This is a genomic window from Caldimonas sp. KR1-144 (assembly GCF_049446155.1).
Classification (GTDB): domain Bacteria; phylum Pseudomonadota; class Gammaproteobacteria; order Burkholderiales; family Burkholderiaceae_C; genus Rivibacter.
The window spans coordinates 314,898-339,703 of sequence record NZ_JBMSEE010000002.1; the positions used below are offsets into that span (position 1 = coordinate 314,898).

22 protein-coding genes are annotated in these 24,806 nt (G+C 71.1%); 14 read left to right on the forward strand and 8 right to left on the reverse strand.

From position 1 onward, the window contains the following. The first annotated feature begins 2 nt into the window (after positions 1-2). The 14 genes from ACO2TI_RS05455 to ACO2TI_RS05520 all read left to right on the forward strand — a co-directional run bounded on the left by ACO2TI_RS05455 (position 3) and on the right by ACO2TI_RS05520 (position 15,283). Positions 3-809, forward strand: a complete 807-nt coding sequence (locus tag ACO2TI_RS05455; protein WP_423282528.1) for a ChaN family lipoprotein — start codon at positions 3-5, stop codon at positions 807-809. A 115-nt stretch (positions 810-924) separates the two neighbouring features. Beyond that, entirely contained in the window at positions 925-1,284 is a 360-nt protein-coding gene (locus ACO2TI_RS05460; protein WP_423282530.1) for a hypothetical protein, read from the forward strand. 97 nt (positions 1,285-1,381) lie between these two features. Next, positions 1,382-2,611 carry a TolC family protein gene (locus tag ACO2TI_RS05465; RefSeq protein WP_423282532.1) on the forward strand — a complete coding sequence of 410 codons (1,230 nt, stop codon included), beginning with the start codon at positions 1,382-1,384 and terminating at the stop codon, positions 2,609-2,611. After that, on the forward strand, positions 2,608-3,198 hold the full coding sequence (locus ACO2TI_RS05470) for a hypothetical protein (protein ID WP_423282534.1): 591 nt from the start codon (positions 2,608-2,610) through the stop codon (positions 3,196-3,198). The genes ACO2TI_RS05465 and ACO2TI_RS05470 overlap by 4 nt, the downstream gene beginning before the upstream one ends. Further along, positions 3,195-4,337, forward strand: a complete 1,143-nt coding sequence (locus ACO2TI_RS05475) for an efflux RND transporter periplasmic adaptor subunit (protein ID WP_423282537.1) — start codon at positions 3,195-3,197, stop codon at positions 4,335-4,337. Before ACO2TI_RS05470 ends, ACO2TI_RS05475 begins: the two co-directional genes overlap by 4 nt. Positions 4,338-4,349: 12 nt before the next feature. Continuing rightward, a complete protein-coding gene (locus ACO2TI_RS05480; protein WP_423282539.1) occupies positions 4,350-7,559 on the forward strand; it encodes an efflux RND transporter permease subunit in 3,210 nt (1,069 codons plus the stop codon). A gap of 73 nt (positions 7,560-7,632) precedes the next feature. Beyond that, a complete protein-coding gene (locus ACO2TI_RS05485; protein ID WP_423282541.1) occupies positions 7,633-8,028 on the forward strand; it encodes a hypothetical protein in 396 nt (131 codons plus the stop codon). Positions 8,029-8,322: 294 nt separating this feature from the next. Then, positions 8,323-10,545, forward strand: coding sequence for a TonB-dependent siderophore receptor (locus ACO2TI_RS05490; protein ID WP_423282543.1), 2,223 nt, complete (start codon positions 8,323-8,325; stop codon positions 10,543-10,545). A gap of 14 nt (positions 10,546-10,559) precedes the next feature. Further along, positions 10,560-11,348 carry a cobalt ABC transporter substrate-binding protein gene (locus ACO2TI_RS05495; RefSeq protein WP_423282545.1) on the forward strand — a complete coding sequence of 263 codons (789 nt, stop codon included), beginning with the start codon at positions 10,560-10,562 and terminating at the stop codon, positions 11,346-11,348. 313 nt (positions 11,349-11,661) lie between these two features. Further along, positions 11,662-12,873 (forward strand): DUF1624 domain-containing protein, encoded by a 1,212-nt coding sequence (locus ACO2TI_RS05500; protein WP_423282547.1) that lies wholly within the window; start codon positions 11,662-11,664, stop codon positions 12,871-12,873. Positions 12,874-12,920: 47 nt separating this feature from the next. After that, entirely contained in the window at positions 12,921-13,742 is an 822-nt protein-coding gene (locus ACO2TI_RS05505) for a MotA/TolQ/ExbB proton channel family protein (protein ID WP_423282549.1), read from the forward strand. A 23-nt stretch (positions 13,743-13,765) separates the two neighbouring features. Continuing rightward, positions 13,766-14,194: an ExbD/TolR family protein gene (locus ACO2TI_RS05510; protein ID WP_423282551.1), complete on the forward strand. Its 429-nt coding sequence runs from the start codon at positions 13,766-13,768 to the stop codon at positions 14,192-14,194. Between the two features lie 14 nt (positions 14,195-14,208). Beyond that, the gene (locus ACO2TI_RS05515) at positions 14,209-14,637 is read left to right on the forward strand and encodes an ExbD/TolR family protein (RefSeq protein WP_423282553.1); all 429 of its coding nucleotides are present in this window, start codon (positions 14,209-14,211) and stop codon (positions 14,635-14,637) included. A 7-nt stretch (positions 14,638-14,644) separates the two neighbouring features. Continuing rightward, positions 14,645-15,283 (forward strand): energy transducer TonB, encoded by a 639-nt coding sequence (locus ACO2TI_RS05520; RefSeq protein ID WP_423282555.1) that lies wholly within the window; start codon positions 14,645-14,647, stop codon positions 15,281-15,283. A 6-nt stretch (positions 15,284-15,289) separates the two neighbouring features. On the opposite strand, the gene ACO2TI_RS05525 is transcribed toward ACO2TI_RS05520, so the two are convergent. From ACO2TI_RS05525 to ACO2TI_RS05560, 8 genes are all read right to left on the reverse strand, one after another. Next, positions 15,290-16,570, reverse strand: coding sequence for a type II toxin-antitoxin system HipA family toxin (locus tag ACO2TI_RS05525; RefSeq protein ID WP_423282557.1), 1,281 nt, complete (start codon positions 16,568-16,570; stop codon positions 15,290-15,292). A gap of 2 nt (positions 16,571-16,572) precedes the next feature. Continuing rightward, a complete protein-coding gene (locus tag ACO2TI_RS05530) occupies positions 16,573-16,935 on the reverse strand; it encodes a helix-turn-helix domain-containing protein (RefSeq protein WP_423282559.1) in 363 nt (120 codons plus the stop codon). A gap of 84 nt (positions 16,936-17,019) precedes the next feature. Further along, a complete protein-coding gene (locus tag ACO2TI_RS05535; RefSeq protein WP_423282561.1) occupies positions 17,020-18,501 on the reverse strand; it encodes an NAD-dependent succinate-semialdehyde dehydrogenase in 1,482 nt (493 codons plus the stop codon). Between the two features lie 46 nt (positions 18,502-18,547). Continuing rightward, positions 18,548-19,636: a tartrate dehydrogenase gene (locus ACO2TI_RS05540; protein ID WP_423282563.1), complete on the reverse strand. Its 1,089-nt coding sequence runs from the start codon at positions 19,634-19,636 to the stop codon at positions 18,548-18,550. Positions 19,637-19,666: 30 nt separating this feature from the next. Beyond that, positions 19,667-21,292, reverse strand: coding sequence for an ABC transporter ATP-binding protein (locus tag ACO2TI_RS05545; RefSeq protein ID WP_423282565.1), 1,626 nt, complete (start codon positions 21,290-21,292; stop codon positions 19,667-19,669). Further along, the gene (locus ACO2TI_RS05550) at positions 21,292-22,173 is read right to left on the reverse strand and encodes an ABC transporter permease (protein ID WP_423282567.1); all 882 of its coding nucleotides are present in this window, start codon (positions 22,171-22,173) and stop codon (positions 21,292-21,294) included. Before ACO2TI_RS05550 ends, ACO2TI_RS05545 begins: the two co-directional genes overlap by 1 nt. 11 nt (positions 22,174-22,184) lie before the next feature. Then, on the reverse strand, positions 22,185-23,141 hold the full coding sequence (locus ACO2TI_RS05555) for an ABC transporter permease (RefSeq protein ID WP_423282568.1): 957 nt from the start codon (positions 23,139-23,141) through the stop codon (positions 22,185-22,187). Positions 23,142-23,154: 13 nt separating this feature from the next. Beyond that, on the reverse strand, positions 23,155-24,771 hold the full coding sequence (locus tag ACO2TI_RS05560; protein ID WP_423282570.1) for an ABC transporter substrate-binding protein: 1,617 nt from the start codon (positions 24,769-24,771) through the stop codon (positions 23,155-23,157). Positions 24,772-24,806 lie beyond the last annotated feature (35 nt).

A 24,806-nucleotide genomic window follows, 5' to 3' on the forward strand; every position in this document is an offset into this window, starting at 1 on the left:
CGATGCGACGAGCTGTCCGCGTGATGGCGCTGTGCGCGACGCTCGCGGGCTGCGCGATCGCGCCGTCGCCCGAGCGCCTGGCCGACCCGCTCGCCGATCACCCGGTGCTGCTGCTCGGCGAGGTGCACGACAACGCCACCGGCCTGCAGTGGCGCAACGCGCTGCTCGAGCGCCGCGTTGCCGCCGGCTGGCGCCCGGCGATCGCGATGGAGCAGTTCGACCGCGAGCGCCAGGCCGACCTCGACCGCGCGATGGCAAGCTGCGCCGACGCCGACTGCGTGATCGCCGCCGCCGCGTCGCCGCAGGCGCGCTGGGACTGGCCGCAGTACCGCCCGGCGATCGCGCTCGCGCTGCGCCATCGCTTGCCGCTGATCGCCGCGAACGTCTCGCGCGCCGACGCGGCCCGCGCGATGCGCGAGGGTTTCGGCGCGGTGTTCGATGCCGCGCTGGTCGCCGAGTACCGGCTCGACGCGCCGCTGCCGCGCGAACTCGAAGCCGCGCAATCGCGCGAGATCGACGCCGGCCACTGCGGCAAGCTGCCGGCCGCGATGCTGCCCGCCATGGTGCGGGCGCAGGTCGCGCGCGACATCTGGATGGCCGCCGCGCTGCGCGCGCATGCTCACCGGGGCGTCGTGCTGCTGGCCGGCAACGGCCATGTGCGCCGCGACCTCGGCGTGCCGCGCTGGCTCGACGGCCTGGCCGGCGTGGCGAGCATCGGGTTCGTCGAGGAGCCGGCGCCGGCCGGGGCCTTCGACCGCGAGGTCGCGCTGCCGAAGCGCGAGCGCGCCGACCCGTGCGCGGGGCTGTGACGCATGCCGCGAGCGACGCGCCTGGCCGACAAGTTCGTCCAAGACCGTGGCGCTGCGTCATGGATACTCGGACCGTCCCCTCCGCCAGACCCCCATCGATCGCGACGCCGAAGCCATGCTGCGCTACTTGCTCCGGATGCTGCTCCTGCTCGCCGTGTTCCACCACGGCGTGGCGCTGCCCGGCACGTGGCAAGGCGGCGTGGCGCCCGAGCAGGACGGCGAGCATGCGGTGATGCACTGGCAGCAGCAGGCGCACCACCATCACGACGACGGCAGCGTGCATGAGCACGCCGGGCCGCAGTCCAACCAGCACCTGCAGGTCGACTGCACGCTGCACTGCCCGGCGCTGATCGCCGTGCTGCCGGCCGCGGCCCTGCCCGCACCGGCCAGGGCGCCGCTGGTGCCGCGCACCGATGCGCAGCCGAGCACGGCCTTTCTCGAACTGCCCGAACGACCTCCCCGCCGCCTGAGCTGACGCCCAAGCGCCGCAGCCACGCTGATCGCGTGACTGCGGCTGTCAGCCACCTGGCGTGCGGCGATGGGCCGCCCGCCGTGACGGTTCGAGGTTTCCCTTGTCGAGATTTCCCAAGCGGTGGGCCGCGGTGATGACCGTGGTCTGCCTGTCGTGCTGCGCCGCACTGGCGCAGGACGCTCCCCCGCCTGCGCCGTCGCTCGCGCAGGCGGTCGATGCCGCGTGGCGGCACCGGCAATCCTCGCTTGCGTCGCAGGACCGCGTGCGGCAGGCGCAGGCCAGCGGCGTGGCGGCGCGCAGCTGGCTGGCGGGCGCGCCGGCGCTCGAGTTGTCGACGCGCAGCGACCGCTTCCATGCCGACGGCGGTGCGGTCGAGCACGAGGCCGGCGTCGCGCTGCCGATCTGGCTGCCGGGCCAGCGCGACGCCCACCTCGCGGCCGCCGATGCCGAACTGGCGTGGGCCGAGGCCACCGAAGCGGCCGACCGGCTCAAGCTGGCCGGCGAGGTGCGCGAGCGCGCCTGGGAAGCCGTCGCGGCCCAGGCCCAGCTCGCGCAGGCCGAGGCGCAGGCGCGCTCGCTCGAGTCGCTGGCCGCCGACGTCGCGCGGCGCCTGGCCGCTGGCGAACTCGCGCGCTCGGATCTGCTCGACGCGCGCGCCGAGGCGCTGAGCGCCGATGCCCAGGTCGAGGAGACGCGCGCCCGGCTCGCCGCGCTGCGCGCGCAATGGCGCGCGCTGACCGGGCTCGAGGCGCTGCCCGATCCCGCCGAGGCCGAGCGCGGCAGCGCGGCCGTCGACGAGGACGCGCATCCGGCACTGCGCATCGCCGAGTTGGCCGCGCAGCGCAGCGAGCGCGCGCTCGAGGTGGCGCGCCGTTCGTCGCGCGAGGCGCCCGAACTCGGCATCGGCTTGCGCCAGGAGCGCGGCGAACGCGGTGCGGCACTCGAGCGCACGGTCGCGGTGTCGCTGCGCTGGAGCTTCGGCAACGACGCGCGCAACGAGCCGCTGAAGGCCGAGGCGATGGGCCAGCGCAACGCGGCGCGCGTCGAGGCGATGCTGTTGCGACAGCAGCTCGCCGGTGACCGCGCTGCGGCCGCCGCCGCGCTGCGGGCCGCGCAGGCGCAGCTTGCCGCCGCGCGCGAGCGCCAGGCGCTGCTCGCCGAGCGGCTCGGCCTCGTCGAGGCGGCCTTTCGAGCCGGCGAGCAGGACCTGCCCGCGCTGCTGCGTGCACGCAGCGCGCAGGCGCAGGCCGCCGCCGCACTGAACCAGCAACAAGCCGCGCTGGGCCTCGCCCGCGCCCGACTTCACCAAGCTCTGGGACTGCTTCCATGACCTCAACGATTCTTCTTGCGGCGCGGCGCGGCCTGGCCGCCTCGCTGCTGGCCGCTGCCTGCGCGGCCGTGGCCGGCCCCGGCGCGCACGGCCCGAATGGCGAGCATCTCGACGCGCCTTCCGGCGCTGCCGCCGCGGCCGACAGCACGCCGCGCCTGGAGAGCTTCTCCGAGGCGTTCGAGCTTGTCGCGCGGCTGCACGACGACGCGCTGGTGATCGACCTCGGCCGCTACGCGAGCAACGAGCCGGTCGTTGCCGCGACGCTCGAGGTCGAAAGCGGCGCGGCCAAGGCCGCCGCCGCGTTCGACGCGGCCAGCGGCAGCTACCGCGTCACCGATGCGGCCCTGCTCGCCGCGCTGCACGGTGCCGGCAAGCATGCGCTGATGTTCACGATCGCCGCCGGCGGCGACGCCGACCTGCTCGAGGGCTCGCTCGAGGTGGCCGCCCATGAGCACGGCGACGCCGTTCACGGCGGCCTGGGGGTCGCGTCGGCCTGGCCGCTCGCGGCGTCGGCGCTGTTCGTCGGCGGCGTCGCGTGGTTCGGCTGGCGCCGCCGCTCGGCGCAACGCACGGGAGGCCGGGCATGAAGCCGATCGCCTGCCGCTTGTCGCTGGGCCGCGCCTTCGGGCTGCTGGCGCTGGCTTCGCATGTCATGTCGAGCGTGGCCTCGCCGGGGGCGCACGGCCCCAACGGCGAACACCTCGATGCGCCGACCGTCAACGTACGCAACGGCCTCGGCCGACTGCCCGACGGCAGCGTCAGCGTGCCGATGGCCGCCCAGCGGCGCATGGGCATACGCACCGTGATGCCGTCGCCGACCGAAGCGGCCGCCAGTGTCGAGCTCGCCGGTCGCGTGCTGATGGACCCGGCCGCCGGCGGGCTGGTGCAGCCGGCGCAAGGCGGGCGCATCGAGCCCGGACCGCGCGGCCTGCCGGTGGCCGGCCAGGCGGTGCGGCGCGGCGAGGTGCTGGCCTGGGTGCGCTTCCAGGCCGAGCCCTATGCGCAGGCCGGCCAGCGCGCGCAGCTGGCGGAGCTGCGCGCCGCGCGCCAGCTCGCCGAGCAGCGCGTGCAGCGCCTGTCGGGCCTGGAGGGCAGCGTGCCGCGCAAGGAGATCGAGGCGGCGCGCGCCGAGGCCGAGAGCCTGGCCGCGCGCGAGCACAGCATCGCCGGCAGCCTCGACGCGCGCGAGGCGCTGCGCGCGCCGCTCGATGGCGTGATCGCGCGCGCCGAAGCGGCGCACGGCCAGGTCGTCGCAGCGGGCACGACGCTGTTCGAGGTCGTCGATCCGGCGCGCGTCGTCGTCGAGGCGGTGACCGCGGACGCGGCGCTGCCGGGGCGCGTGGCGTCGGCGCAGTTGCAGGGGCTGCCGCAGCTGTCGCTGCAATGGCTCGGCGCGTCGCGCAGCCTGCGCGACGGCATGATCCCGCTGAGTTTTCGCGCGCGCGCCGCGGCCGATGCGCCGCTGCCGCTGGCCGTCGGCCAGCCGGTGACCGTGATTGCCGCGCTGTCCGACAAGGTCAGGGGCTTCGTGCTGCCGGCCGAGGCGCTGGTGCGCAACACGGCCAACGAGCCGGTGGTGTGGATCAAGGCGGGCGCCGAGCGCTATGTCGCGCAGCCGGTGCAGGCGAGGGCGCTGGACGCCACCCGCGTCGTCGTCACGCAAGGCCTCGGCGAGGGCAACCGCGTCGTCGTGCAAGGCGCTGCGCTGCTCGCGCAGATCCGCTGAGGAGGCGCACCGATGTTTGATCGCATCGTTCGCGCCAGCCTCGCGAACCGCCTGTTCGTGCTCGCCTTCGCGGTGCTGCTGCTGGTGTGGGGCGCGGTGACCGCGTCGCGCACGCCGGTCGACGTGTTTCCGGCGCTGGACAAGCCGCTGGTCACCGTGCTGACTGAGGCCGGCGGCATGGCGCCCGAAGAGGTGGAGCAGTTCGTCACCTTCCCGATCGAGACCGGCCTGAACGGCATGCCCGGCGTCACGCGCGTGCGCTCGACCTCGGGCGTGGGCCTGTCGATCGTCTATGCCGAGTTCGACTGGGGCACCGACGTCTACCGCAACCGCCAACTGGTCTCCGAGCGCCTGGCGCTGGTGCGCGAACAGCTGCCACCCGGCATCGCGCCGGTGATGGGGCCGGTCTCGTCGATCATGGGCGAGATCATGCTGATCGCGCTGCCGCTCGAGGCGGGAAAGGCCGCCAGCGGGAAGACCGTCACGCAGCCGCCGCCGGGCCGCCCCAAGGCGGCTGCGGTCCCCTCGGGGGACCGACCGCCGTACCCGGCGGGCGAGGGGCGGACAGTGACACCGATGGAGGTGCGGGAGTACGCGGACTACGTCTTAAGACCGCGCCTGCTCGCGGTGCCCGGCGTCTCGCAGGTGATCCCGATCGGCGGCGAGGTGCGCACGCTGCGCGTCGAGCCCGACACGCAGCGCATGGCCCAGGTCGGCGTCACGCTGTCGCAGATCGAGGCGGCGCTGTCGGGCTATGCCTCCAATGCCGGCGGCGGCTTCATCGACCTCAACGGCCGCGAGTTCCTGATCCGCCACCTCGCGCGCACGCGCCATGTCGAGGACTTGCGTGGCATCGCCGTCGCCTGGAAGGACGGCCGCCCGGTGCTGCTGGAGCAGGTCGCCGAGGTGCGCCATGCGCCGGCGATGAAGCGCGGCGACGCCAGCTTCGGCGGCCACCCGGCGGTGATCGTCAACGTGCAGAAGCAGCCCGATGCCGACACCGTGCGCGTCACGCGCGCGGTCGACGCGGCGCTCGCCGAGCTGCGCCAGGGCCTGCCCGCCGGCATGGGCGCACCCGAGGTGCTGTTTCGGCAGTCGGAGTTCATCGAGGCGTCGATCGGCAACGTCTTCGAGGCGCTGCGCGACGGCGCGGTGATGGTGGCGATCGTGCTGTTCGCCTTCCTGCTCTCCGCACGCACGACGCTGATCTCGCTGATCGCGATCCCGCTGTCGCTGGCGGCGGCCTTTCTGGTCTTTCGCCTGCTCGGCCAGTCGATCAACGTGATGACGATGGGCGGCCTCGCGATCGCGATCGGCGAGCTGGTCGACGACGCGGTGGTCGATGTCGAGAACATCCTGCGACGGCTCAAGCAGAACCGCAGCGCCGCCGAGCCGCTGCCGGTGCTGGAGATCGTGCGGCGCGCCAGCGTCGAGGTGCGCTCGGGCATCGTCTATGCGACCGTGATCGTGGTGCTGGTGTTCGTGCCGCTGTTCGCGCTGCCGGGCATCGAGGGACGGCTGTTCTCGCCGCTGGGCGTGGCCTACATCGTCTCGATCCTGGCGTCGATGGCGGTGTCGATGACGGTCACGCCGGTGCTGGGCAGCTACCTGCTGCCGCGCATGAAGCAGCTCGACCACGGCGACAGCCCGCTCGTCGCCTGGCTCAAGCGCTGGGACGAGAAGCTGCTGCGCTGGTCGTTCCCGCGCGCCAGGCAGCTGATCGCGGCGGCCGCGCTGACGGTCGTCGCGGCGGCGGCCAGCGTGCCGTTCTTTCCGCGCGCCTTCCTGCCGCCATTCAATGAGGGCGCGCTGGTGCTGGGCATGCTGATGAACCCCGGCACCTCGCTCGAGGAGGCCAACCGCATCGGCAGCGCGGCCGAGCAGCTGATCGCGCAGGTGCCCGAGGTCGTGCACGTCGGGCGGCGCACCGGCCGCGCCGAGCTCGACGAGCATGCCGAGGGCGTGCACTCGTCGGAGATCGAGGTCGCGCTCCAACCTTCTGAGCGCGGCCGCGAGGCGGTGATGGCCGACATCCGCAAGCGCCTCGAGGTGCTGCCGGCGCAGGTGGCGATCGGCCAGCCGATCGCGCACCGGCTCGACCACCTGCTGTCGGGCGTGCGCGCGCAGATCGCGCTCAAGATCTACGGCGACGACGTCGACGCGCTGCGCGGCCTGGCCGAGCAGATGCGCGGCCGGCTCGCGGGCATCCACGGCCTGGTCGACCTGACGGTCGAGAAGCAGGTGCTGGTGCCGCAGATCACCGTGCGGCTCGACCATCGCAAGGCCGCGCAGGCCGGCCTCGCGCCGGGCGAGGCGGTGCGCCTGCTGCAAACGCTCAGCGACGGCTCGCACAGCGCGCAGATCGTCGAGGGGCAGCGCCGCTACGACCTGGTGCTGCGCCTGCCCGATGCGCGCCGCAGCCCGCGCGACCTCGCCAACACGCTGATCGACACGCCCGCGGGCCGGCTGCCGGTTTCGGCCATCGCCTCGGTGGAAGAGACCGACGGGCCGAACCAGATCGGCCGCGAGAACTCGCGCCGGCGCATCGTCGTCTACGCCAACACCGACGGCTCGGACATGGGCCGCATCGTGGCCGACATCCGCGCCGCGATCGCCGCCGAGAAGCTGCCCCCGGGCTACTTCGTCAGCCTCGAGGGCCAGTTCCAGGCCCAGGAGCAGGCCGCGCGCCTGATCGCGGGACTGTCGCTGGTCTCGCTGGCGCTGATGTTCCTGGTGCTCTATTCGCGCTACCGCTCGGCGGTGCTGGCCGGCCTGATCATGGCCAACATCCCGCTCGCGCTGATCGGCTCGGTGGTCGCGATGTGGATCGCCGGCGTGAGCCTGTCGGTGGCGTCGATGGTGGGCTTCATCACGCTGGCCGGCATCGCGACGCGCAACGGCATCCTCAAGATCAGCCACTACGTCAACCTGTGCCGCTTCGAGGGCGAGGTGTTCGGCGAGGCCATGATCGTGCGCGGCTCGCTCGAGCGCCTGACGCCGGTGCTGATGACCGCGCTGGTGGCGGCCTTCGCGCTGACGCCATTGCTGCTGTCGCCGCAGGCGCCGGGCAAGGAGATCCTGCATCCGGTGGCGGTGGTGATCTTCGGCGGGCTGATCAGCTCGACGCTGCTCGACACGCTGCTCACGCCTCTTGCTTATGCGCTGGTCGGACGCGCCGCGACGGAGCGCCTGCTGCAAGGCGGCGGCGACGAAGCCTTCTGAACCCGTGCACCGATCCAACAACAGGGAGAACCGTGCTGCGTTCGCGCCGCATGCCATCAACGGAGAACTCGAGATGAATTTCAGTCACTTCAAGCCCCTCGCCGCGCGCGCCCTGCTGGGTCTCGCACTGGTCTCTTGCCTCGCCGGCGTCGCGCAGGCGCACGGCGACGGCGCGGCCAAGCACGGCGGCATCGTCAAGTCGGCCAACGACCTGAGCTTCGAGCTCGCCGGCAGCGCGGCGGGCGCGACCGTCTACATCGAAGACCACGGCGAGCCGCTGGCCGCGGCCGGCTTCAGCGGCAAGCTCACCGTGCTGCGCGGCGGCCAGAAGCTCGAGGGGGTGCTGCAGCCCGGCAAGGCCAACGAGCTGGTGGCCGCGGGCCTGCAGCTCGCCTCGGGTGACCGCGCGGTCGTCGTGCTGACGACGCCGCAGAAGCAGGTCGTCTCGGTGCGCTTCGCGATGCCCTGACCGCCGCGCCTTCGGCGCGGGCCCGAAGAGCCTGCGCCGGCGCCTCGTTCGCGCGCCCTGCGGGCCGCACCCGTGATCCGCGAGCCGGAAGGCCTCGCGCGGATGAGCTCGTCCGCGCACGACCGTTCGTGCGAGGCGCGGCGCGGCCTTGCCGCGTGTTGCGCGGATGTCATCACCGTGTCAACACCGACTCGATTCGTACAAGACCCCATGCCGATGCCTGGTGGATTCTTGGCACCGATACGAAGGCTTTCGCCACCTCGCCCTTCCACTTCACCCCACACGCAGCACGCCATGTTCACGACCCAACGATTTCGCCAGGCCCTGATCCCGGCGGCCGCCAGCCTGCTTTGCAGCTCACTTGCCTGGGCACAGCAGGCCGAGCCCGCTGCCGCCGCGGCACCCGAGAGCGCGGCATCCGCAGCCGCGCAGACCGCGCCCGCGCCCACCGCTGCAGCATCGAGCTCGGCGACCTCGCTGGGCACCGTGTCGGTCAAGGGCAGCAAGCAGCCCTACCGCAACCTCTCGGCGACCGGCGCGACGAAGAACGACGCGCTGATCAAGGACCTGCCGATGAGCGTGCGCGTGATCAACGCCGAGGTGCTGCAAGACGCCGGCGTGACCGATCTCGCCGGCGCGCTCGAGTTCGGCAGCGGCATCTCCAAGGCCAACAACTTCGGCGGCATGTGGGACAGCTACGCGATGCGCGGCTTCACCGGCAGCCCCGACTTCGGCTCCGACTACATGGTCAACGGCTTCAACTCGAGCCGCGGCTACAACGGGCTGCGCGACGGCGCGAACACCGCCTCGGTCGAGATCCTCAAGGGCCCGTCGTCGGCACTGTACGGCCGCGGCGAGCCCGGCGGCACGGTCAACATCACGACCAAGAAGCCGCTGTTCCAGCCGGCCTACTCGGTCGAGCTCGGCGCCGGCAGCTTCTCGACCTGGCGCACCGCGGCCGACCTCACCGGCCCGATCGGCGAGCGCGTCGCCTACCGGCTCAACGTCGCGCACGAGGACGGCGACAGCTTCCGCGACACGGTCGAGAAGAAGCACACGCTGGTTGCGCCCTCGGTGCTGTGGATGATCACCGACGACACGACGCTGTCGTACGAGATCGAGGCGCTCGAGCAGAAGGCACCGCTCGACCGCGGCGTGGTCGCGGTCAACAACCAGCTCGGCGTCGTGCCGGTGTCGCGCTTCCTCGGCGAGCCGGGCGACGGTCCGATCACGATCAAGTCGCTCGGCCACCAGGTCTTCGTGCAGCACTACTTCAACGACGACTGGTCGCTGCAGACGGGCGTCAGCTACCGCGACAGCTCGCTCGAAGGCCTGGCCACCGAGGCCTGGCGCTGGAACCCGGTCAACGACGGCCGCACGCTTGACCGCCAGCAGCGCCAGCGCGACTACGACGCGACCGACATCTCGGGCCGCTTCGAGGTGCTCGGCAAGGTCGCCACCGGCGGCATCAAGCACAACCTGCTGTTCGGCGTCGACGGCTACCGCTTCGAGGACACGCGCGTGCAGCAGCGCGGCCGCTCCGCGGCGTTCCCGTACTCGATCGACATCTTCGCGCCGGTCTACGGCGTCGCTCAGCCGGCGCCGCTGGCCACGATCCAGAACACGGTCGAGCGCCAGTACTCCACCGCCGCCTACCTGCAGGACCAGATCGAGTTCACGCCGCAGTGGAAGGCGCTCATCGGCACGCGCCACGACCAGTACCGCCAGGTCGTGCTCAACCGCAACGTCACGCCGAACGCGGCCACCGCGCAGGAACTCAGCGCCAACAGCCCGCGCGTCGGCCTGGTCTACCAGCCCACCAGCACGGTGTCGCTGTACGCCAGCGCGGCCAAGGGCTTCCGTCCCAACAGCGGCATCAGTCGCACCGGCGAGGCCTTCCCACCCGAGGAGAGCCGCTCCGTCGAGACCGGCGCCAAGTACGACAGCGCCGACGGCAAGTTCAGCGGCACGATCGCGCTCTACAAGATCCGCAAGGAGAACGTGCTGACCTTCGACCCGGTCGACACGGTGTTCTCGATCGCCGTCGGCGAAGTCGAGAGCAAGGGCGTCGAGCTCGACTTCTCCGGAGAGATCGCGCCCAACCTGCGCCTGACCGCGGCCTACGCCTACACCGACTCCAAGGTCACCAAGAGCACCGATGCAGCCGCGGGCACCGGCATGGCCGAGGGCCGACGCTTCCCGAACGTGCCGCGCAACAGCGCCAGCCTGTTCGCGATCTATTCGCTGCCGGTGGCCGACGGCCGCGCCAGCATCGGCGGCGGGCTGAGCTATGTCGGCGAGCGGCTCGGCTCGGTCGACGTCGCCAACGACTTCAAGCTGCCCTCGTACACCACCGTCAAGCTGGTCGGCGCCTACGACGTGACCAAGCACCTCAAGCTGTCGGTGGACATCGAGAACCTGTTCGACAAGGAGTACTACGCCAGCTCGTACAGCGACCTGTGGGTGTTCCCCGGCACCGAGCGCAAGATCATGGTCACGGCGCTGTACCGCTTCTGACGAGGGGACCGACGATGAAGAGAAGCTTCACCGCCATCGCGCTGGGATTCACGGCGTGGCTCGCGCCGCTGGCCGCGCAGTCTCACCAGGTCTGGTTCGAGCGCGGCCCCGGTGGCGTCGTGGCCCGCTACGGCGAGCTCGACGCGAACATGCACGAGGTCTCGCCCGGCGGTCTCGACCGATTCGTGCAGCTGCAGGCAAGCAGGATCAGCGCGCGCGGCGAACAGCCGATCGCGCTGCTCAAGCAGCGCGATCGCTTCGAGCTGCCCAAGGGCACCAGGCTCGCGCCGGGCGACAGCCTGGTCGCGGTCGACAAGCAGTACCCGATGTTCGACACGCAGCGCGACGGCAAGGCGCTGCGCACCTGGTGGACGCCGGCCACGCGCTGGATCGGTGACTTCTCGGCGCGCAAGCCGGTGCTGACGCTGGACATCGTGCCCACCGGCGTCAAGCAGGACGGCAAGCAGCAGTTCCAGGTGGTCTACCTGGGTGAGCCGCTGGCCGGCCAGAAGGTCAAGATCGCCACGCCGGCCGGCTGGGTGCGCACGGTGACGAGCGACGTCGAAGGCAAGTTCGCGGTGTCGCTGCCGTGGCGCGGCACCTATGCGATCGGCCTGTACTTCGTCGACGACGCCGCGGGCGAACGCAACATCGACGGCAAGGTCGAGGCCTACCAGCTCGAGGGCTACAACACGTCCTTGTCGTTCACGCTCGACAAGGGACTGGCGCCGCTGCCGGTCACCGAAGAGACGCTGCCGGCTTCGGTGCGCGCCGAGCGCGGCCTGCCGCCGGTCAAGCACTGAGGCTCGCAGAGGTCGCCATGACTCGCGCTCACCATTTCCAGGCGACGTGCACCATGGCGGCCACGCTCGCAGCGCGTCCTGCGAGCCGCGCTGCGAGCGAGCCGCGAACCGAAATGCCGGCGCCGGCGGCCGTCGCGGCATTTCGTTTCGAACATCGCTCACTGGCGGGACATTGCGGTGAATGCCGCGCTCGCGCGCTGAACCGGCACGCTTGATGCGTCATGACGAGCATGTCCTTCGCCGTCACGTCCGTGGTGCACCGCTCATGCACAACGATCCGCGATCACAGCGGACAGACCCGTTGAGGAGACCCATGTCGTCAGCCATTCCCCTCCAATCGCCAGGCGCGGCCGTCCTCGCGCAAACGCCCGCGGCAGCCGCACACCGCTCGCGCATCACTTCGGTCGACGCGCTGCGCGGCCTGGTGATGCTGATCATGCTGCTCGACCACGTGCGCGAGACGCTGTACCTGCACCTGCAGGTCACCGACCCGATGGACGTGGCGAACACGCCGCCGCAGGTGTTCTTCTCGCGCCTGGCGGCGCATTTCTGCGCGCCGGTGTTCGTCTTCCTCACCGGCCTGGGGGCGTGGCTGTATGCGCATCCGCCCGGGCTCACGCCGCGCCCGGCGCGCGAGTTCCTGCTCAAGCGCGGCCTGCTGATCATCGGCCTCGAGCTGACGCTGGTGAGCTTTGCGTGGAGCGGCGACTTCCCGCTGAAGGTGATCTACCTCCAGGTGATGTGGGCGATCGGCTTTGCGATGGTGGTGCTCGCGTTCGCGTCCAGTCTCTCGCCCAAGCTGCTCGCGGCGGTGGGACTGGTGATCGTGTTCGGCCACAACGCGCTGGCCGGCATCAACCTGCCGCGCGAGCATGCGCTGTACGAGATCTGGACGCTGATGCTGCATCGCGGCTGGCTGATCGAGGACGCGGCGGTCAAGGTGCGATTGACCTATCCGGCGCTGCCCTGGGTCGGCGTGATCCTGCTCGGCTGGGTCGCGGGGCCGCTGTTCGGCCAGGCCCTCGACGGCCATCGCCGCCGCCGCTGGCTCGTGGCCCTGGGCCTCGGGTGCTGGGCGCTGCTGCTGGTGCTGCGCGGCTTCAACATCTACGGCGAGAACGCGCCGTGGGTGGCCGGCGCGGACACGGTCCACACCGTGATGTCCTTTCTCAACTACACCAAGTACCCGCCCTCGCTCGACTTCCTGCTGATGACGCTGGGCGCGGGCTGCCTGGTGCTCGCGGCGATCGAGTTCAGCGACAACGCGGCCACGCGCGTGCTCTCCACGTTCGGCGGCGCGCCGATGTTCTATTACCTGCTGCACCTGTACCTGCTGCTGGTCAGCTACAAGATCCTGCTGGCCGTCTTCGGCCCCAACCAGGGCACGCGCTTCGGCGTCTCGCCCGACCAGTTCTGGGTCGTGTGGCTCGTCACCGCCGCGCTGATCCCGGTGCTGTACCTGCCGTGCCGCGCCTTCGCGAACTACAAGCGCCGCACCAAGCGCGCGTGGGTGCGCTACTTCTGACCGCGGCTCGCGGCCTCCTTCACCGATCAAGTTCCACGGAGCCTTCCATGAACCTCAGGCGCCTTCTCGCCCGCGTCGCGCTGACGCTTTCCTTCGCCGTGGCCGCGGTCGCGCCCAGCCTGGCGCAAAACGCCGAACCGGCGGCGCCGGCCCAGCCGCAGATCCAGGCCGTTGCCGCGCCCGGACTGGGCGCCGCCAAGGCTGCGGCCGCGACCGACAACCCCTATGGCCTCGAAGCCCTGTGGAAGACCAGCGACGCGGTCGCCAAGGCCGTGCTGCTGATGCTCGTCGCGATGAGCATGGGCAGCTGGTACGTGATCATCACCAAGCTCTTCGAGCAGTCGCGCATGAACCGCCAGGCGCGCGCGGTCGAGCGCGTGTGGGAGGCGCCCACGATCGCGCACGGTGCCGAGCAGCTCGAGCGCGGCAGCCCGTTTCGCTACATCGCCGAGATCGGCGTCGAGGCGACGCGCAAGCACGGCGGCCTGCTGGCCCACGTGGATCTCAACGAGTGGCTCACGCTGAGCCTGCACCGCGCCACCGAGCGCGTGCAAAGCCGCATGCAGAACGGCCTCGCGCTGCTCGCGACGGTGGGCTCGGTGTCGCCCTTCGTCGGCCTGTTCGGCACGGTCTGGGGCATCTACCACGCGCTCACCGCGATCGGCGTCGCGGGCCAGGCTTCGATCGACAAGGTCGCAGGGCCGGTCGGCGAAGCGCTGATCATGACCGCCATCGGCCTCGCGGTCGCGGTGCCGGCCGTGCTGGGCTACAACTGGCTGGTGCGTCGCAACAAGGGCGTGATGGACGAGGTGCGTGCCTTCGGCAACGAGCTGCACCCGGCGATCCTGGCGTCCGTCAAGGCCGCCTGAGCCAGCGAGCGAGGAGCCCGGCGATGGCCATGAACGTTGGCGCGGCCGACGGCGAGGAAGACGTCGTCATGTCGACCATCAACACCACGCCGCTGGTCGACGTGATGCTGGTGATGCTGATCATCTTCCTGATCACGATCCCGGTGGTCACGACCTCGGTGCCGGTCGACCTGCCCAAGCAGACGATCGAGATGCGCGAGAGCAAGCCCGACAACATCGTGCTTTCGGTCGACGCCGCCGGCGCGATCTACTGGTACGACGCGCGCGTGCCCGACACGCGCGCGCTGACCGAGCGGCTGAAGAAGGTCTCGACGATGCAGCCGCAGCCCGAGGTGCACATCCGCGGCGATGCGCGCAGCGACTACGAGGGCGTGGGCCGCGTGCTGTATGCCTGCCAGCTGGCGGGCATCGGCAAGGTTTCGTTCATCACCGAGCCGCCGGCTGGCGGCTGACGCAGGAGTCCCCGATGGGCATGAACGTAGGCAGCCCCTCGAGCGCCGACGCCGAGGTGATGGTCGACATCAACACCACGCCGCTGATCGACGTGATGCTGGTGCTCTTGATCATGCTGATCATCACGATCCCGATCCAGCTGCACGCGGTGAACCTGAACCTGCCGGTCGGCGCGCCGCCGGCGAGCGACGTGAAGCCCGAGGTCGCGAAGATCGATATCGACGAGCGCAGCACGCTGTACTGGCAGGGCGAACCGTTGTCGGGCCTGGGCGAGCTGGAGTCCCGCCTGCAGGCGCTGGCCGCGCTGCCGGCGGCGCCGGACCTGCACCTGCGCCCGCACAAGCGCGCCAAGTACGAGGTCGTGGCGGCGGTGCTCGCGAGCACCAAGCGGCTGGGCCTCACCAAGATCGCCGTGATCGGCAGCGAACAGTTCGTGGAGTGAGCGCGGCATGAAGCAAGCTGCATTCGAGCCGGGCAAGGGTTCCGGCCGTTCGGTCGGCATCGGCGTCGTCGCCGGCGTGCACGTGGTGATCGGCTGGGCGCTCGCGTCCGGCCTCGGCAACGAGATGGTCAAGGCGATCAAGAAGCCGCTCGAGGCGGTCGTGCTGCAGGAGGTGGTGCTGCCCCCGCCGCCGCCACCGCCGCCGCCGCCCAAGCCGATCGAGCAGCCCAAGCAGATCGTCCAGCAGGCGCCGGTGCCGCCGCCGCCCTTCGTGCCGCCGGCCGAGATCGCCGCGCCGCCCAGCGATGCACCGGTCGTGATGTCGACGCCGACGCCGCCCGCCGAGCCGGTGCCGATCGCACCGCCGCCGCCGCCCGCACCGGCTGCGCCGGTGGGCAAGGTCGACCTGGCGATCGCCTGTCCGACCCAGGTGCGCCCGGAGATTCCGGCCAAGGCGCTGCGCGACGGCGTCTCGGGCACGGTGCGCGCGCAGGCGACGATCACCGCCGGCGTGGTGAGCGCGGTCGAGATCCTCGGCGGGCCGCGCGTCTTCCATGCGGCGGTGCGCGAGGCGATGCAGAAATACCGCTGCACGGCGCCGGACGGAACGGTGGCGGTGCAGGTCTTCGACTTCAAGGTCGAGTAGGGGCGATCAAGTCCGGCTTTTCCTTGCGGCGGCCTTGTTCCTGCGGCGATGCGCGAGCAGGCTGCGGCGCTGGTCGAGCAGAAAGGGTCGATCGATCGACGCTTCGAGCTGTTCGACGGCGGGTGCCGGCACGCCGGCGGCCACGAAGTGGTCGCGCCAGCCGTCGACCACCTCGGCGACCTCGTACGCGAGATCGAGCGCCTGGTCGCGGTCGAGCCAGTAGAGCTGGCTCATGGCCAGCGCGTCGTCGACGCTGGACCGCGCGCCGCCGGCGCCCACGAGCATCGCCTGATAGCCCAGCGACTGCCCCGTGGGCAGTACGTCGAAGGCTGGCGCCAAGACGTGCTGCTGGTCCGCGCGCACGATGAGCACGTGGTTCTTCTCGTGGTCGTCCGTGTTGTCGATCAGGATGTTGAACAGCAGCCGGCGCAGCAGCTCGGCCATCTGCCGGCGGTTGAAGTCGTTGTCGGTCGGACCGCGCCGGCGCAGCAGCTGCGCGAGGTTCGGGTACGAGTACTCGGCGCCGGCAGCGCGCAGCGCGACGTGCGCCGACAGCGCATGCACCCGGCCGCCGCCGGCCGCGCGATCGAAGCGCCGCACCGCGACGGCTGCCGCGCCGCGACCGAACCGCACGGGACGCGTCTGCGCGACCTCGATCCCGGCGCGTGCGGCCAGCGTCATGGCGGCATGCTCGACCAGCGGTTCAGCGGACGGATCTTCCTCGCCGAACTTCAGCACCCACGGCACGCCTTTGATCTCGATCAGCGCCTTGGGACGCGCACCGCCCATCGTCCCGGGAGCGATCAACCGGCGCTGGCCTTCGTCGACTTTCTCGCCCGATTGGATGCGACGCACCAGGGTATGCAGTGCTTCGACGTCGTCGAGCTGCGCAAGAGGGCCGGCGTGGCGCGGCAGGTAGGCCTCGCGCGATGTCGACACGCCGAGAGCGCCGAAGCGATCGTCGCCGGCGAAGTACAGCATCTCGAGCGTCGACAGCCGCGGCGGACGATCGATGTGCTTGATGACGCGTTCGCCCCAGCGATCCGGACGCGCGTCGTCGACGGCGCCGGCTGCGGCGTCCTTCTCGCGCGGCAGGTGTTCGACATCGGCCAGCGGCAGATCCTCGCTCAGCGGGAAGCCTGCGCGCAGCCATGCCGAGTCGTAGCGCACCGACACGCCGCGGGTGCCGGTCATCACCAGGTTCAGATCGCCGATCAGGACCGGGCGCAGCGGATCGGCCAGGTACCACAGGTGGAGCTGGTCGGCGACCTTGTAGTCCCTGGCCATGATCAGCGCTCGTCGCTTCTCGGCTTCGACGCGCGACGGCGCCCGGCGCGCTGCTGACGCAATGCCGCGGCCGCCCGGACGTCGGCCTCGAGCGCGCCGAAATCGAACTGCGGTTCCGCCAGCGCTGCCAGCGCTTTGGTGCGCCCCATCATCCACAGGGCCGTGGCGTAAACGCCCATGCTCACGCCCGGCTCGCCGCGCTCCATGCTGGCCAGCGTCGGGACCGACACGCCGATGCGCTGCGCCCACGAGCGCTGAGACTCGTTGCGACGAAGGCGGGCGAGCGCGAGGTGCTGGCCCAGTTCGGCGAGTGCCTGGGAGACTTCGGGCGGCAGACCGGAGAGGGAGGGTGAGGCCTTTGACACAAATAAACTTTAGCGATCCAAGGCGAGATATGCAAGTTTATTTGTCATTGATGGTGCGATCGCACCGTGCCACCCCTCACGCCATCAGCCCAGCTGCCCCTGGCACAAGTACTTGATGTGCAGGTAGTCGTCCAGCCCGTAGCGCGAACCTTCGCGCCCGTAGCCGGACTCCTTGACCCCGCCGAACGGTGCGGCCTCGGCCGCGATCGCGCCCTCGTTGATGCCGACGATGCCGGTCTCGAGCGCGTCGGCGACGCGCCAGATGCGCGCGACGTCGCGCGAGTAGAAGTAGGCCGCCAGGCCGAACGGCGTGTCGTTGGCGTGGGCGACGACATCGGCCTCGTTCGCGAAGCGGAACACCGGCACGACCGGGCCGAAGGTCTCCTCGCCGGCGCAGGCCATCGCGGGCGTCGCGCCGGTCAGCACCGTGGGCGCGAAGTAGTTCGGACCGTCGGCCCGGGCGTTGCGCACGCGCTGGCCGCCGACCACGATGCGCGCGCCCTTGGCGATCGCGTCTTGCACGTGCCGCTCGATCTTCTCGACCGCGCGCGCGTTGATCATCGGGCCGATCTGCGATTCGGCTCGGCTCGCCGGCCCGACCACCAGCGCGCCGACGTGCGCCGCGAGCCGCTCGACGAAGGCGTCGTGCACGGCCTCGTGCACGTAGACGCGATTGGGGCACACGCAGGTCTGGCCGCCGTTGCGGAACTTGGCGGCCATCAGGCCGTCGACCGCGGCGTCGAGGTCGGCGTCGTCGAAGACGATGAAGGGCGCGTTGCCGCCGAGCTCGAGCGAGAGCTTCTTCAGCGTCGCGGCCGAGGCGCGCGCGAGGTGCTTGCCGACCGGCGTCGAGCCGGTGAAGCTGATCTTGCGCACGCGCGCGTCGGCGAGCCAGACGTCCACGACCTCGGGCGTGCGCTCGCGCGAGGCCGTCACGATGTTGAGCGTGCCGGCCGGAAAGCCGGCCTCCTCGGCCAGGCGCACCAGCGCCAGCGAGGTGAGCGGCGTGTCCTCGGCCGGCTTGCACACCACGGTGCAGCCGGCGGCCAGCGCGGGCGCGATCTTGCGCGCGATCATCGCGGCCGGAAAGTTCCACGGCGTGATCGCCGCGACCACGCCGACCGGCTCCTTGACCGCCATCATGCGGCGCCCGGCGAGCGGCGCGGGGATCACGTCGCCGTAGGCGCGCGTGGCCTCCTCCGCGAACCACTCGACGTAGCTCGCCGCGTAGGCCACCTCGGCGCGGCCCTCGGCGAGCGGCTTGCCCTGCTCGCGCGAGATCAGGCGGCCGAGGTCGTCCTGGTGCGCGAGGATCAGGTCGTTCCAGCGCTTGAGCGCCGCGGCGCGCTGCTTGGCCGGCGTCGCGCGCCAGGCGGGGAAGGCGGCATGGGCGGCCGCCAGCGCCGCGTGCGCATCGGCGGCGCCGCTGTCGGGCACAGCGGCGAAGCGCGCGTCGTCGGCCGGGTCGGTGACGGCGAGCGTGCGGGCCTCAGCGCCGTCGCACCAGCGGCCGGCGATGAAGTTCTGGGAGCGGATGAGTTCGTCGCAGCGCAGGGTGAGGGGCATGGTGGTGTTTGCGTTCGGGCTGAGGTATCGAAGCCCCCGTCCCGGCTCAGCCCGCCGCCACCCGCGCAGCAATCGCCTCGCCGAGCTCGGTGGTCGAGGCCGTGCCGCCGAGGTCGCGCGTGCGCGGGCCTTCGATCAGCACCTGCTCGATCGCCTTGACGATCGCATCGTGCGCGGCACGGCCGGCGCCCTGGCCTTGCGTGAGGAAGTCCAGCATCAGCGCGCCCGACCAGATCATCGCGATCGGGTTGGCGATGTTCTGGCCGTAGATGTCGGGCGCCGAGCCGTGCACCGGCTCGAACAGCGAGGGGAACTTGCGGTCCGGGTTGAGGTTGGCCGAGGGCGCGAGGCCGATCGTGCCGGTGGTTGCGGGGCCGAGGTCGGAGAGGATGTCGCCGAAGAGGTTGCTCGCGACGACCACGTCGAAACGACCGGGCTGCAGCACGAAGCGCGCCGAAAGGATGTCGATGTGCTGCTTGTCGACCGTGACCTCGGGGTAGTCGCGGCCCACCGCGTCGGCGCGGCCGTCCCACCACGGCATGCTGATCGCGATGCCGTTGCTCTTGGTCGCCACCGTCAGGTGCCGGCGCTTGCGTGCGCGGGCCAGCTCGTAGGCGTAGCGCAGCACGCGGTCGGCGCCGTGGCGAGAGTAGACCGACTCCTGGATCACGATCTCGCGATCGGTGCCTTCGTACATCACGCCGCCGAGCGAGGTGTACTCGCCCTCGGTGTTCTCACGCACGACGAGGTAGTCGATGTCGCCGGGCTTGCGGCCCGCGAGCGGGCAGGGCACGCCCTCGAACAGGCGCACCGGGCGCAGGTTGACGTACTGGTCGAACTCGCGGCGGAACTTCAGCAGCGAGCCCCACAGCGAGATGTGGTCGGGCACGCTGGCAGGCCAGCCGACCGCGCCGAAGTACAGCGCGTCGATGCCCTCGAGCTGGCGCTTCCAGTCGCTGGGCATCATCTGGCCGTGCGCGGCGTAGTAGTCGCAGCTCGCCCACTCGATGAGGCGGTACTCGAGCGCGATGCCGAAGCGCCGGGCCGCGGCGTCGAGCACGCGCAGGCCCTCGGGCATCACTTCCTTGCCGATGCCGTCGCCGGGGATCACGGCGATGCGAAAGATGGGTTCCATGGATTCGGGACCTGTGGAGGAGGCGCGGCTTCAGGCCGCCTGCGCGACCTGGGCCGCGTCGAGCTCGTCGAGCCAGCCGCAGCGCAGGTCGGGCACCGAGCGCGCGAGCAGCTCGTAATAGGGGTGGTGCGGGCCGCGATCGTAGTCGGCGCGCGCCACCTGAGTCAGCTTTCGGCCATGCTGCATCACGACGATCTCGTCGCAGACCGCACGCACCGTGTGCAGGTCGTGGCTGATGAAGAGGTAGGAAACGCCCAGCTCGCGCCGCAGCTCGGCGATCAGGTCCAGCACCGCCGCGCCGACCACCGTGTCCAGCGCCGAGGTCACCTCGTCGCACAAGATCAGGTCCGGCTCGGCCGCCAGCGCGCGCGCCAGGTTCACGCGCTGCTTCTGTCCGCCCGAGAGCCCGCCGGGCAGGCGGCCAGCCACCGCGCGCGGCAGCTTCACCAGGTCGAGCAGCTCGCCGATGCGCCTTTGCAGCGCCGCACCGCGCAGGCCCTTGTAGAACTGCAGCGGCCGGGCCAGGATGCGCTCGATCGTCTGCGCCGGGTTCAACGCGGTGTCGGCCATCTGGAACACGATCTGGATGCTGCGCAGGTCGTCCTTGCGGCGCTGCGCGAGCGTCGGCTCGAGGTAGCGGCCGTTGAACAGGATCTCGCCCGCGCTCGGCGCCACCAGCCCGGCGATCGCGCGCGCCAGCGTCGTCTTGCCCGAGCCCGATTCGCCGATCACGCCGATCGCCTGGCCGCGATACAGGCGCAGGTCGATGTCCTGCAGGATCGGCACCGCCGGGCGGCCCTGGCGGTCGAGCGGGCCGTAGCCGGCCGACAGGCCGCGCACCTCGAGCAGCAGCTCTTCTTGCGTGATCAGCGCGCCCTCGCGCGGCGCCGGCCGCGCGGCGGCCAGCAGGCTTTGCGTGTACTCGTGCGACGGTGCGCTGATGATGCGTTCGGTCGCGCCGATCTCGCGCATCGAGCCGTCGCGCAGCACGAGGATGTGGTCGGCCATCTGCGCGACGACCGCGAGGTCGTGGCTCACGTAGACCGCGGTCGCGCGGCGCTCGCGCACCACGCGGCGAAAGGCCCGCAGCACCTCGATCTGCGTCGTCACGTCGAGCGCGGTGGTCGGCTCGTCGAGGATCACGAGGTCGGGGTCGGTGATCAGCGCCATCGCGGCCATCAGCCGCTGCAGCTGGCCGCCAGAAACCTGGTGCGGATAGCGCGCGCCGATGGTCTCGGGATGCGGCAGCGCCAGTTCGCGAAACAGCGCGACGGCCTTGGCCTCGGCCTCGGCGCGCGTGAGCGTGCCATGGATGCGCGCCGGCTCGACCACCTGGTCCATGATCGTGCGCGAGGGGTTGAACGAGGCCGCGGCGCTTTGCGCGATGTAGGCCACGCTGCGCCCGCGCAGGGCACGCTGCTCGGCGGGCGACAGCGACAGCACGTCGGTTTCGCCGATGCGCACGCTGCCGGCCGCGATGCGGCAGCCGTGGCGCGCATAGCCCATCAGCGCCAGCGCGGTGGTGGTCTTGCCCGAGCCCGATTCGCCGATCAGCGCCAGCACCTCGCCGGGCTCGATCGAGAAGCTGAGCTGGTCGACCAGCGTGTTGTCGCCGGCGGCGATCGTGAGGCCTTCGACGCGAACCGATGCGCCCATCAGCGTGCTCCCCGTTCGCGCGCAGCGCGGCCCGGCAGGTTGTCGATGATCAGGTTGACCGCGATCGTGAGACTGGCGATCGCCACCGCCGGCGCGATCACTGCGGCGCCGCCGTCGGGCAGCGCGCCGATGTTCTCGCGCACCAGCGAGCCCCAGTCGGCCGCCGGCGGCTGCACGCCCAGGCCCAGGAAGCTCAGGCTGGCCAGCAGCAGCACCACGTAGACGAAGCGCAGGCCCAGGTCGGCCAGCATCGGCCCGGCGATGTTGGGCAGGATCTCGCGCAGCATGATGTAGAGCGTGCCCTCGCCGCGCGTGCGTGCGACGACCACGTAGTCCATCGCGTTGATGTTGACCGCCAGCGAGCGCGCGATGCGATACGCACCCGGCACGTAGATGAGCGCGGCGGTGGCCACCAGCATGCCGATCGACGAGCCGAAGCCGGCCACCATGATCAGCGCGAACATCTTGCTCGGGATCGCGGTCAGCGTGTCGAGGCCGCGGCTCAGTGCCGCGTCGACCCAGCGCCCGCTGGTGGCGGCCAGCAGCGCGAGCGTGGTGCCGATGCCGCTGGCCAGCAGCGTCGCGATCAGCGCGACGCCGACCGTGTAGCGCGCGCCGTCGATCACCCGCGCCAGCATGTCGCGGCCGAGGTAGTCGGTGCCCAGCCAGTGCTCGGCGCCGATCGGCGCGAACACCGCGCCGCTGCCGAGGCTGGCGATGTCGTGCGACAGGAACTGCGGCCCGAACACCGCGGCGAACAGCCAGGCGGCGAGCACCGCCAGGCCCAGCAGACCGGAGGCGCCGAAGCCGCGCAGGCGAGCGCCGCGCGCGCGCCGCGGCGCGGCTTCGGCCGGCGCGACGGAAGAAGTGGTGGCGTTCATCGGCGGGACCTTCAGCGGTGCCGCAGCCGCGGGTTGGCGACGATGCCGCACACGTCGGCCAGCGTCACGAGGATCAGGTAGCCGGTGCAGAAGATCATGGCGCAGGTCTGGACCAGGGGCATGTCGCGCTGCGCGACGCCGTCGACCATCAGCTTGGCGATGCCGGGGTAGTTGAAGATGGTCTCGATGATGATCACGCCGCCAAGCAGGTACGACAGGCTGAGCGCGACGGCGTTGGCGATCGGACCGACGGCGTTGGGCAGCGCATGTGCCAGCACCATGCGCGCCGGCGAGGCGCCCTTGAGCCGCACCATCTCGATGTAGGGTGCCTCGAGCTGGTCGATCACGGCCGCGCGCGTCATGCGCATCATCTGCGCGACGATCACGCAGCACAGCGTCATCACCGGCAGCGCGAAGGCCTGCAACAGCTGGCCGAGCGAGTCGATGTCGTTCACGTAGGACAGCGCCGGGAACCAACGCAGCTGCACGGCGAACACCAGCACCGCCAGCGTCGCGATCAGGAACTCGGGCACCGACACCACGCCGACCGCGGCGGTCGAGGCGGCGCGGTCGAACCACGAGCCGCGCCACACCGCCGAGGCGATGCCCAGCGTCAGCGCGATCGGTACCGAGAACAACGCGGTCACCGCGGCCAGCAGCAGCGAATTCGGCAGCCGGCTGGCGATCAGCTCGGCCACCGGCATCGACGTCACGGACGACATGCCCGGGTCGCCCCGCAGCAGGCCCGTGAGCCAGCGCCAGTAGCGCACGGGTCCCGGCACGTCCAGGCCCATCTGCGTGCGCAGCGCGGCCAGCGCCTCGGGCGTGGCCTCCTGTCCCAGCATCTCCTGCGCGGCGTCGCCGGGCAGCACCGCGGTGATCGCGAACACGATCACCGACACCGCCAGCAGCGACAGCAGCGCCAGCGCGACGCGCTGGGCCAGCAGCTTGAGGATCAGCAGGTTCATCGGCGGATGCTGCTCAGGCTTCGAGCCAGACGTGCTCGGCGAAGGAATAGCCCATCAGCCCGCCCAGCGGAATCGGCGACAGGCCCTTCACCTTCGTGCTGTGGCCGTCGATGCTGGCCAGGAACAGCGGGATGCCGATGCCGGCCTCCTGGTGGATCAGGGTCTGCATGTCGGCGTACAGCTGCTTGCGCTTGGCGAAGTCGGTTTCCGCGCGCGAGGCCAGCAGCAGCTGATCGAACTGCGCGTTCTTCCAGCGCGACTCGTTCCACGTCGCGTCGGACTTGAAGAACTGCGTGAGCAGCGCGTCGGCGCTCGGGCGCGGGTTGATGTTGCCGAAGCCGACCGGGCTGTTGAGCCAGTGGTTGGACCAGTAGCCGTCGGCCGGCATGCGCTTGATGTCGAGCTCGAGGCCGATCTTCTGCGCGGTCTGCTGCAGCACCAGCGCGATCTCGACCGAGTACAGCGCCGCCGGCGAAGTGACGATCGCCACCTTGCCGCCGATGCCCGACTTCTGCAGGTGGAACCTGGCCTTGTCGAGGTCGAACGCGCGCTGCGGCAGGCCGGCGAAATGGAAGCGGTTGGTCGGATCGATCGGCTGGTCGTTGGCCACCACCGCATGGCCCAGCGCGATCGACTTCTTCATCTGCTCGCGGTCGAACAGATGCTTCATCGCGAGCACGAAATCGGGGTTGGCGCCGGGGCCCAGGTCCTTGCGCATCACCAGGTCGGAGTACTGGCCCGACTGCGTCGTGAAGATCGCGTAGCCGGGCGTGCCTTGCACGCGCGCCACCGAGCGCGGATTCACCGCGGCCACCAGGTCCATGCCGCCCGACAGCAGCGCGTTGACGCGCGCGGTCTCGTCGGCAATGCCGACGAACTCGATCTCGTCGAGGTAGGGGCGCCCGGGCTTCCAGTAGGCCTCGTTGCGCACCGCCAGCGAGCGCACACCGGGCTTGAACTCCTTGAGCTTGTAGGGCCCGGTGCCGATGCCGGCGCTGAAGTCGGTCGTGCCGTCCTTGACGATGTGGAAGTGGAACGTGCCGAGGATCACCGGCAGGTCGGCGTTGGGTGCGCTCAGCACCACCGTCACCTCGTTGGGGCCGCTGGCCTTGACGCTGTCGATCTGGTCGGCGAGCGCCTTGGCCTTGGAGGCCGTGGCCGGGTCCTTGTGGCGCATCAGCGAGAACACCACATCGGCCGGCGCCAGCGGCTTGCCGTCGTGGAACGTCACACCCTTTCTTAGCGTGAAGACCCAGGTCCTGGCGTCCTTGCTCGTGAACGACTCGGCCAGTGCCGGCTGCGGCGAAAGGCTGGCGTCGAGCGAGGTCAGGCCGTTGTAGAGCATCGTGCCGCGCGAGTAGTCGGTCTGGTTCGACTGCTTGGCGGGGTCGAGCGTGTCGGTGACCGCGGCGGTCGCGCCGGCCACGCGCAGCCGGCCGCCCTTGCGCGGCGTTTGCGCGTGGGCCGAGACCGCGATGCCGGCCAGGCTGCCTGCCAGGCCGGCCTGCATGCCGCCGGCCAGCAACATCGAGAGGATGTCGCGCCGGCTGGCGCCGCGCGCAAGAGCGTCCATGAAGCGCTGGCTGTCTTGCGGGCCGACGAAGGGTGCGAGCGGCTGGCGGGTGCTCATGAACTGCTCCTGGTCTTGTGCGGGAAAGAGTCGGT

Bases quoted from the DNA above. Each gene is read 5' to 3' on its own strand.
- ACO2TI_RS05525 (WP_423282557.1), bottom strand. From the start codon at position 16,570: ATGGCCAGGGACTACAAGGTCGCCGACCAGCTCCACCTGTGGTACCTG.
- ACO2TI_RS05490 (WP_423282543.1), top strand. From the start codon at position 8,323: ATGTTCACGACCCAACGATTTCGCCAGGCCCTGATCCCGGCGGCCGCC.
- ACO2TI_RS05540 (WP_423282563.1), bottom strand. From the start codon at position 19,636: ATGGAACCCATCTTTCGCATCGCCGTGATCCCCGGCGACGGCATCGGC.
- ACO2TI_RS05560 (WP_423282570.1), bottom strand. From the start codon at position 24,771: ATGAGCACCCGCCAGCCGCTCGCACCCTTCGTCGGCCCGCAAGACAGC.
- ACO2TI_RS05455 (WP_423282528.1), top strand. From the start codon at position 3: ATGCGACGAGCTGTCCGCGTGATGGCGCTGTGCGCGACGCTCGCGGGC.
- ACO2TI_RS05555 (WP_423282568.1), bottom strand. From the start codon at position 23,141: ATGAACCTGCTGATCCTCAAGCTGCTGGCCCAGCGCGTCGCGCTGGCG.
- ACO2TI_RS05510 (WP_423282551.1), top strand. From the start codon at position 13,766: ATGGCCATGAACGTTGGCGCGGCCGACGGCGAGGAAGACGTCGTCATG.
- ACO2TI_RS05505 (WP_423282549.1), top strand. From the start codon at position 12,921: ATGAACCTCAGGCGCCTTCTCGCCCGCGTCGCGCTGACGCTTTCCTTC.
- ACO2TI_RS05495 (WP_423282545.1), top strand. From the start codon at position 10,560: ATGAAGAGAAGCTTCACCGCCATCGCGCTGGGATTCACGGCGTGGCTC.
- ACO2TI_RS05480 (WP_423282539.1), top strand. From the start codon at position 4,350: ATGTTTGATCGCATCGTTCGCGCCAGCCTCGCGAACCGCCTGTTCGTG.
- ACO2TI_RS05485 (WP_423282541.1), top strand. From the start codon at position 7,633: ATGAATTTCAGTCACTTCAAGCCCCTCGCCGCGCGCGCCCTGCTGGGT.
- ACO2TI_RS05475 (WP_423282537.1), top strand. From the start codon at position 3,195: ATGAAGCCGATCGCCTGCCGCTTGTCGCTGGGCCGCGCCTTCGGGCTG.
- ACO2TI_RS05460 (WP_423282530.1), top strand. From the start codon at position 925: ATGCTGCGCTACTTGCTCCGGATGCTGCTCCTGCTCGCCGTGTTCCAC.
- ACO2TI_RS05500 (WP_423282547.1), top strand. From the start codon at position 11,662: ATGTCGTCAGCCATTCCCCTCCAATCGCCAGGCGCGGCCGTCCTCGCG.
- ACO2TI_RS05535 (WP_423282561.1), bottom strand. From the start codon at position 18,501: ATGCCCCTCACCCTGCGCTGCGACGAACTCATCCGCTCCCAGAACTTC.
- ACO2TI_RS05470 (WP_423282534.1), top strand. From the start codon at position 2,608: ATGACCTCAACGATTCTTCTTGCGGCGCGGCGCGGCCTGGCCGCCTCG.
- ACO2TI_RS05520 (WP_423282555.1), top strand. From the start codon at position 14,645: ATGAAGCAAGCTGCATTCGAGCCGGGCAAGGGTTCCGGCCGTTCGGTC.
- ACO2TI_RS05550 (WP_423282567.1), bottom strand. From the start codon at position 22,173: ATGAACGCCACCACTTCTTCCGTCGCGCCGGCCGAAGCCGCGCCGCGG.
- ACO2TI_RS05545 (WP_423282565.1), bottom strand. From the start codon at position 21,292: ATGGGCGCATCGGTTCGCGTCGAAGGCCTCACGATCGCCGCCGGCGAC.
- ACO2TI_RS05515 (WP_423282553.1), top strand. From the start codon at position 14,209: ATGGGCATGAACGTAGGCAGCCCCTCGAGCGCCGACGCCGAGGTGATG.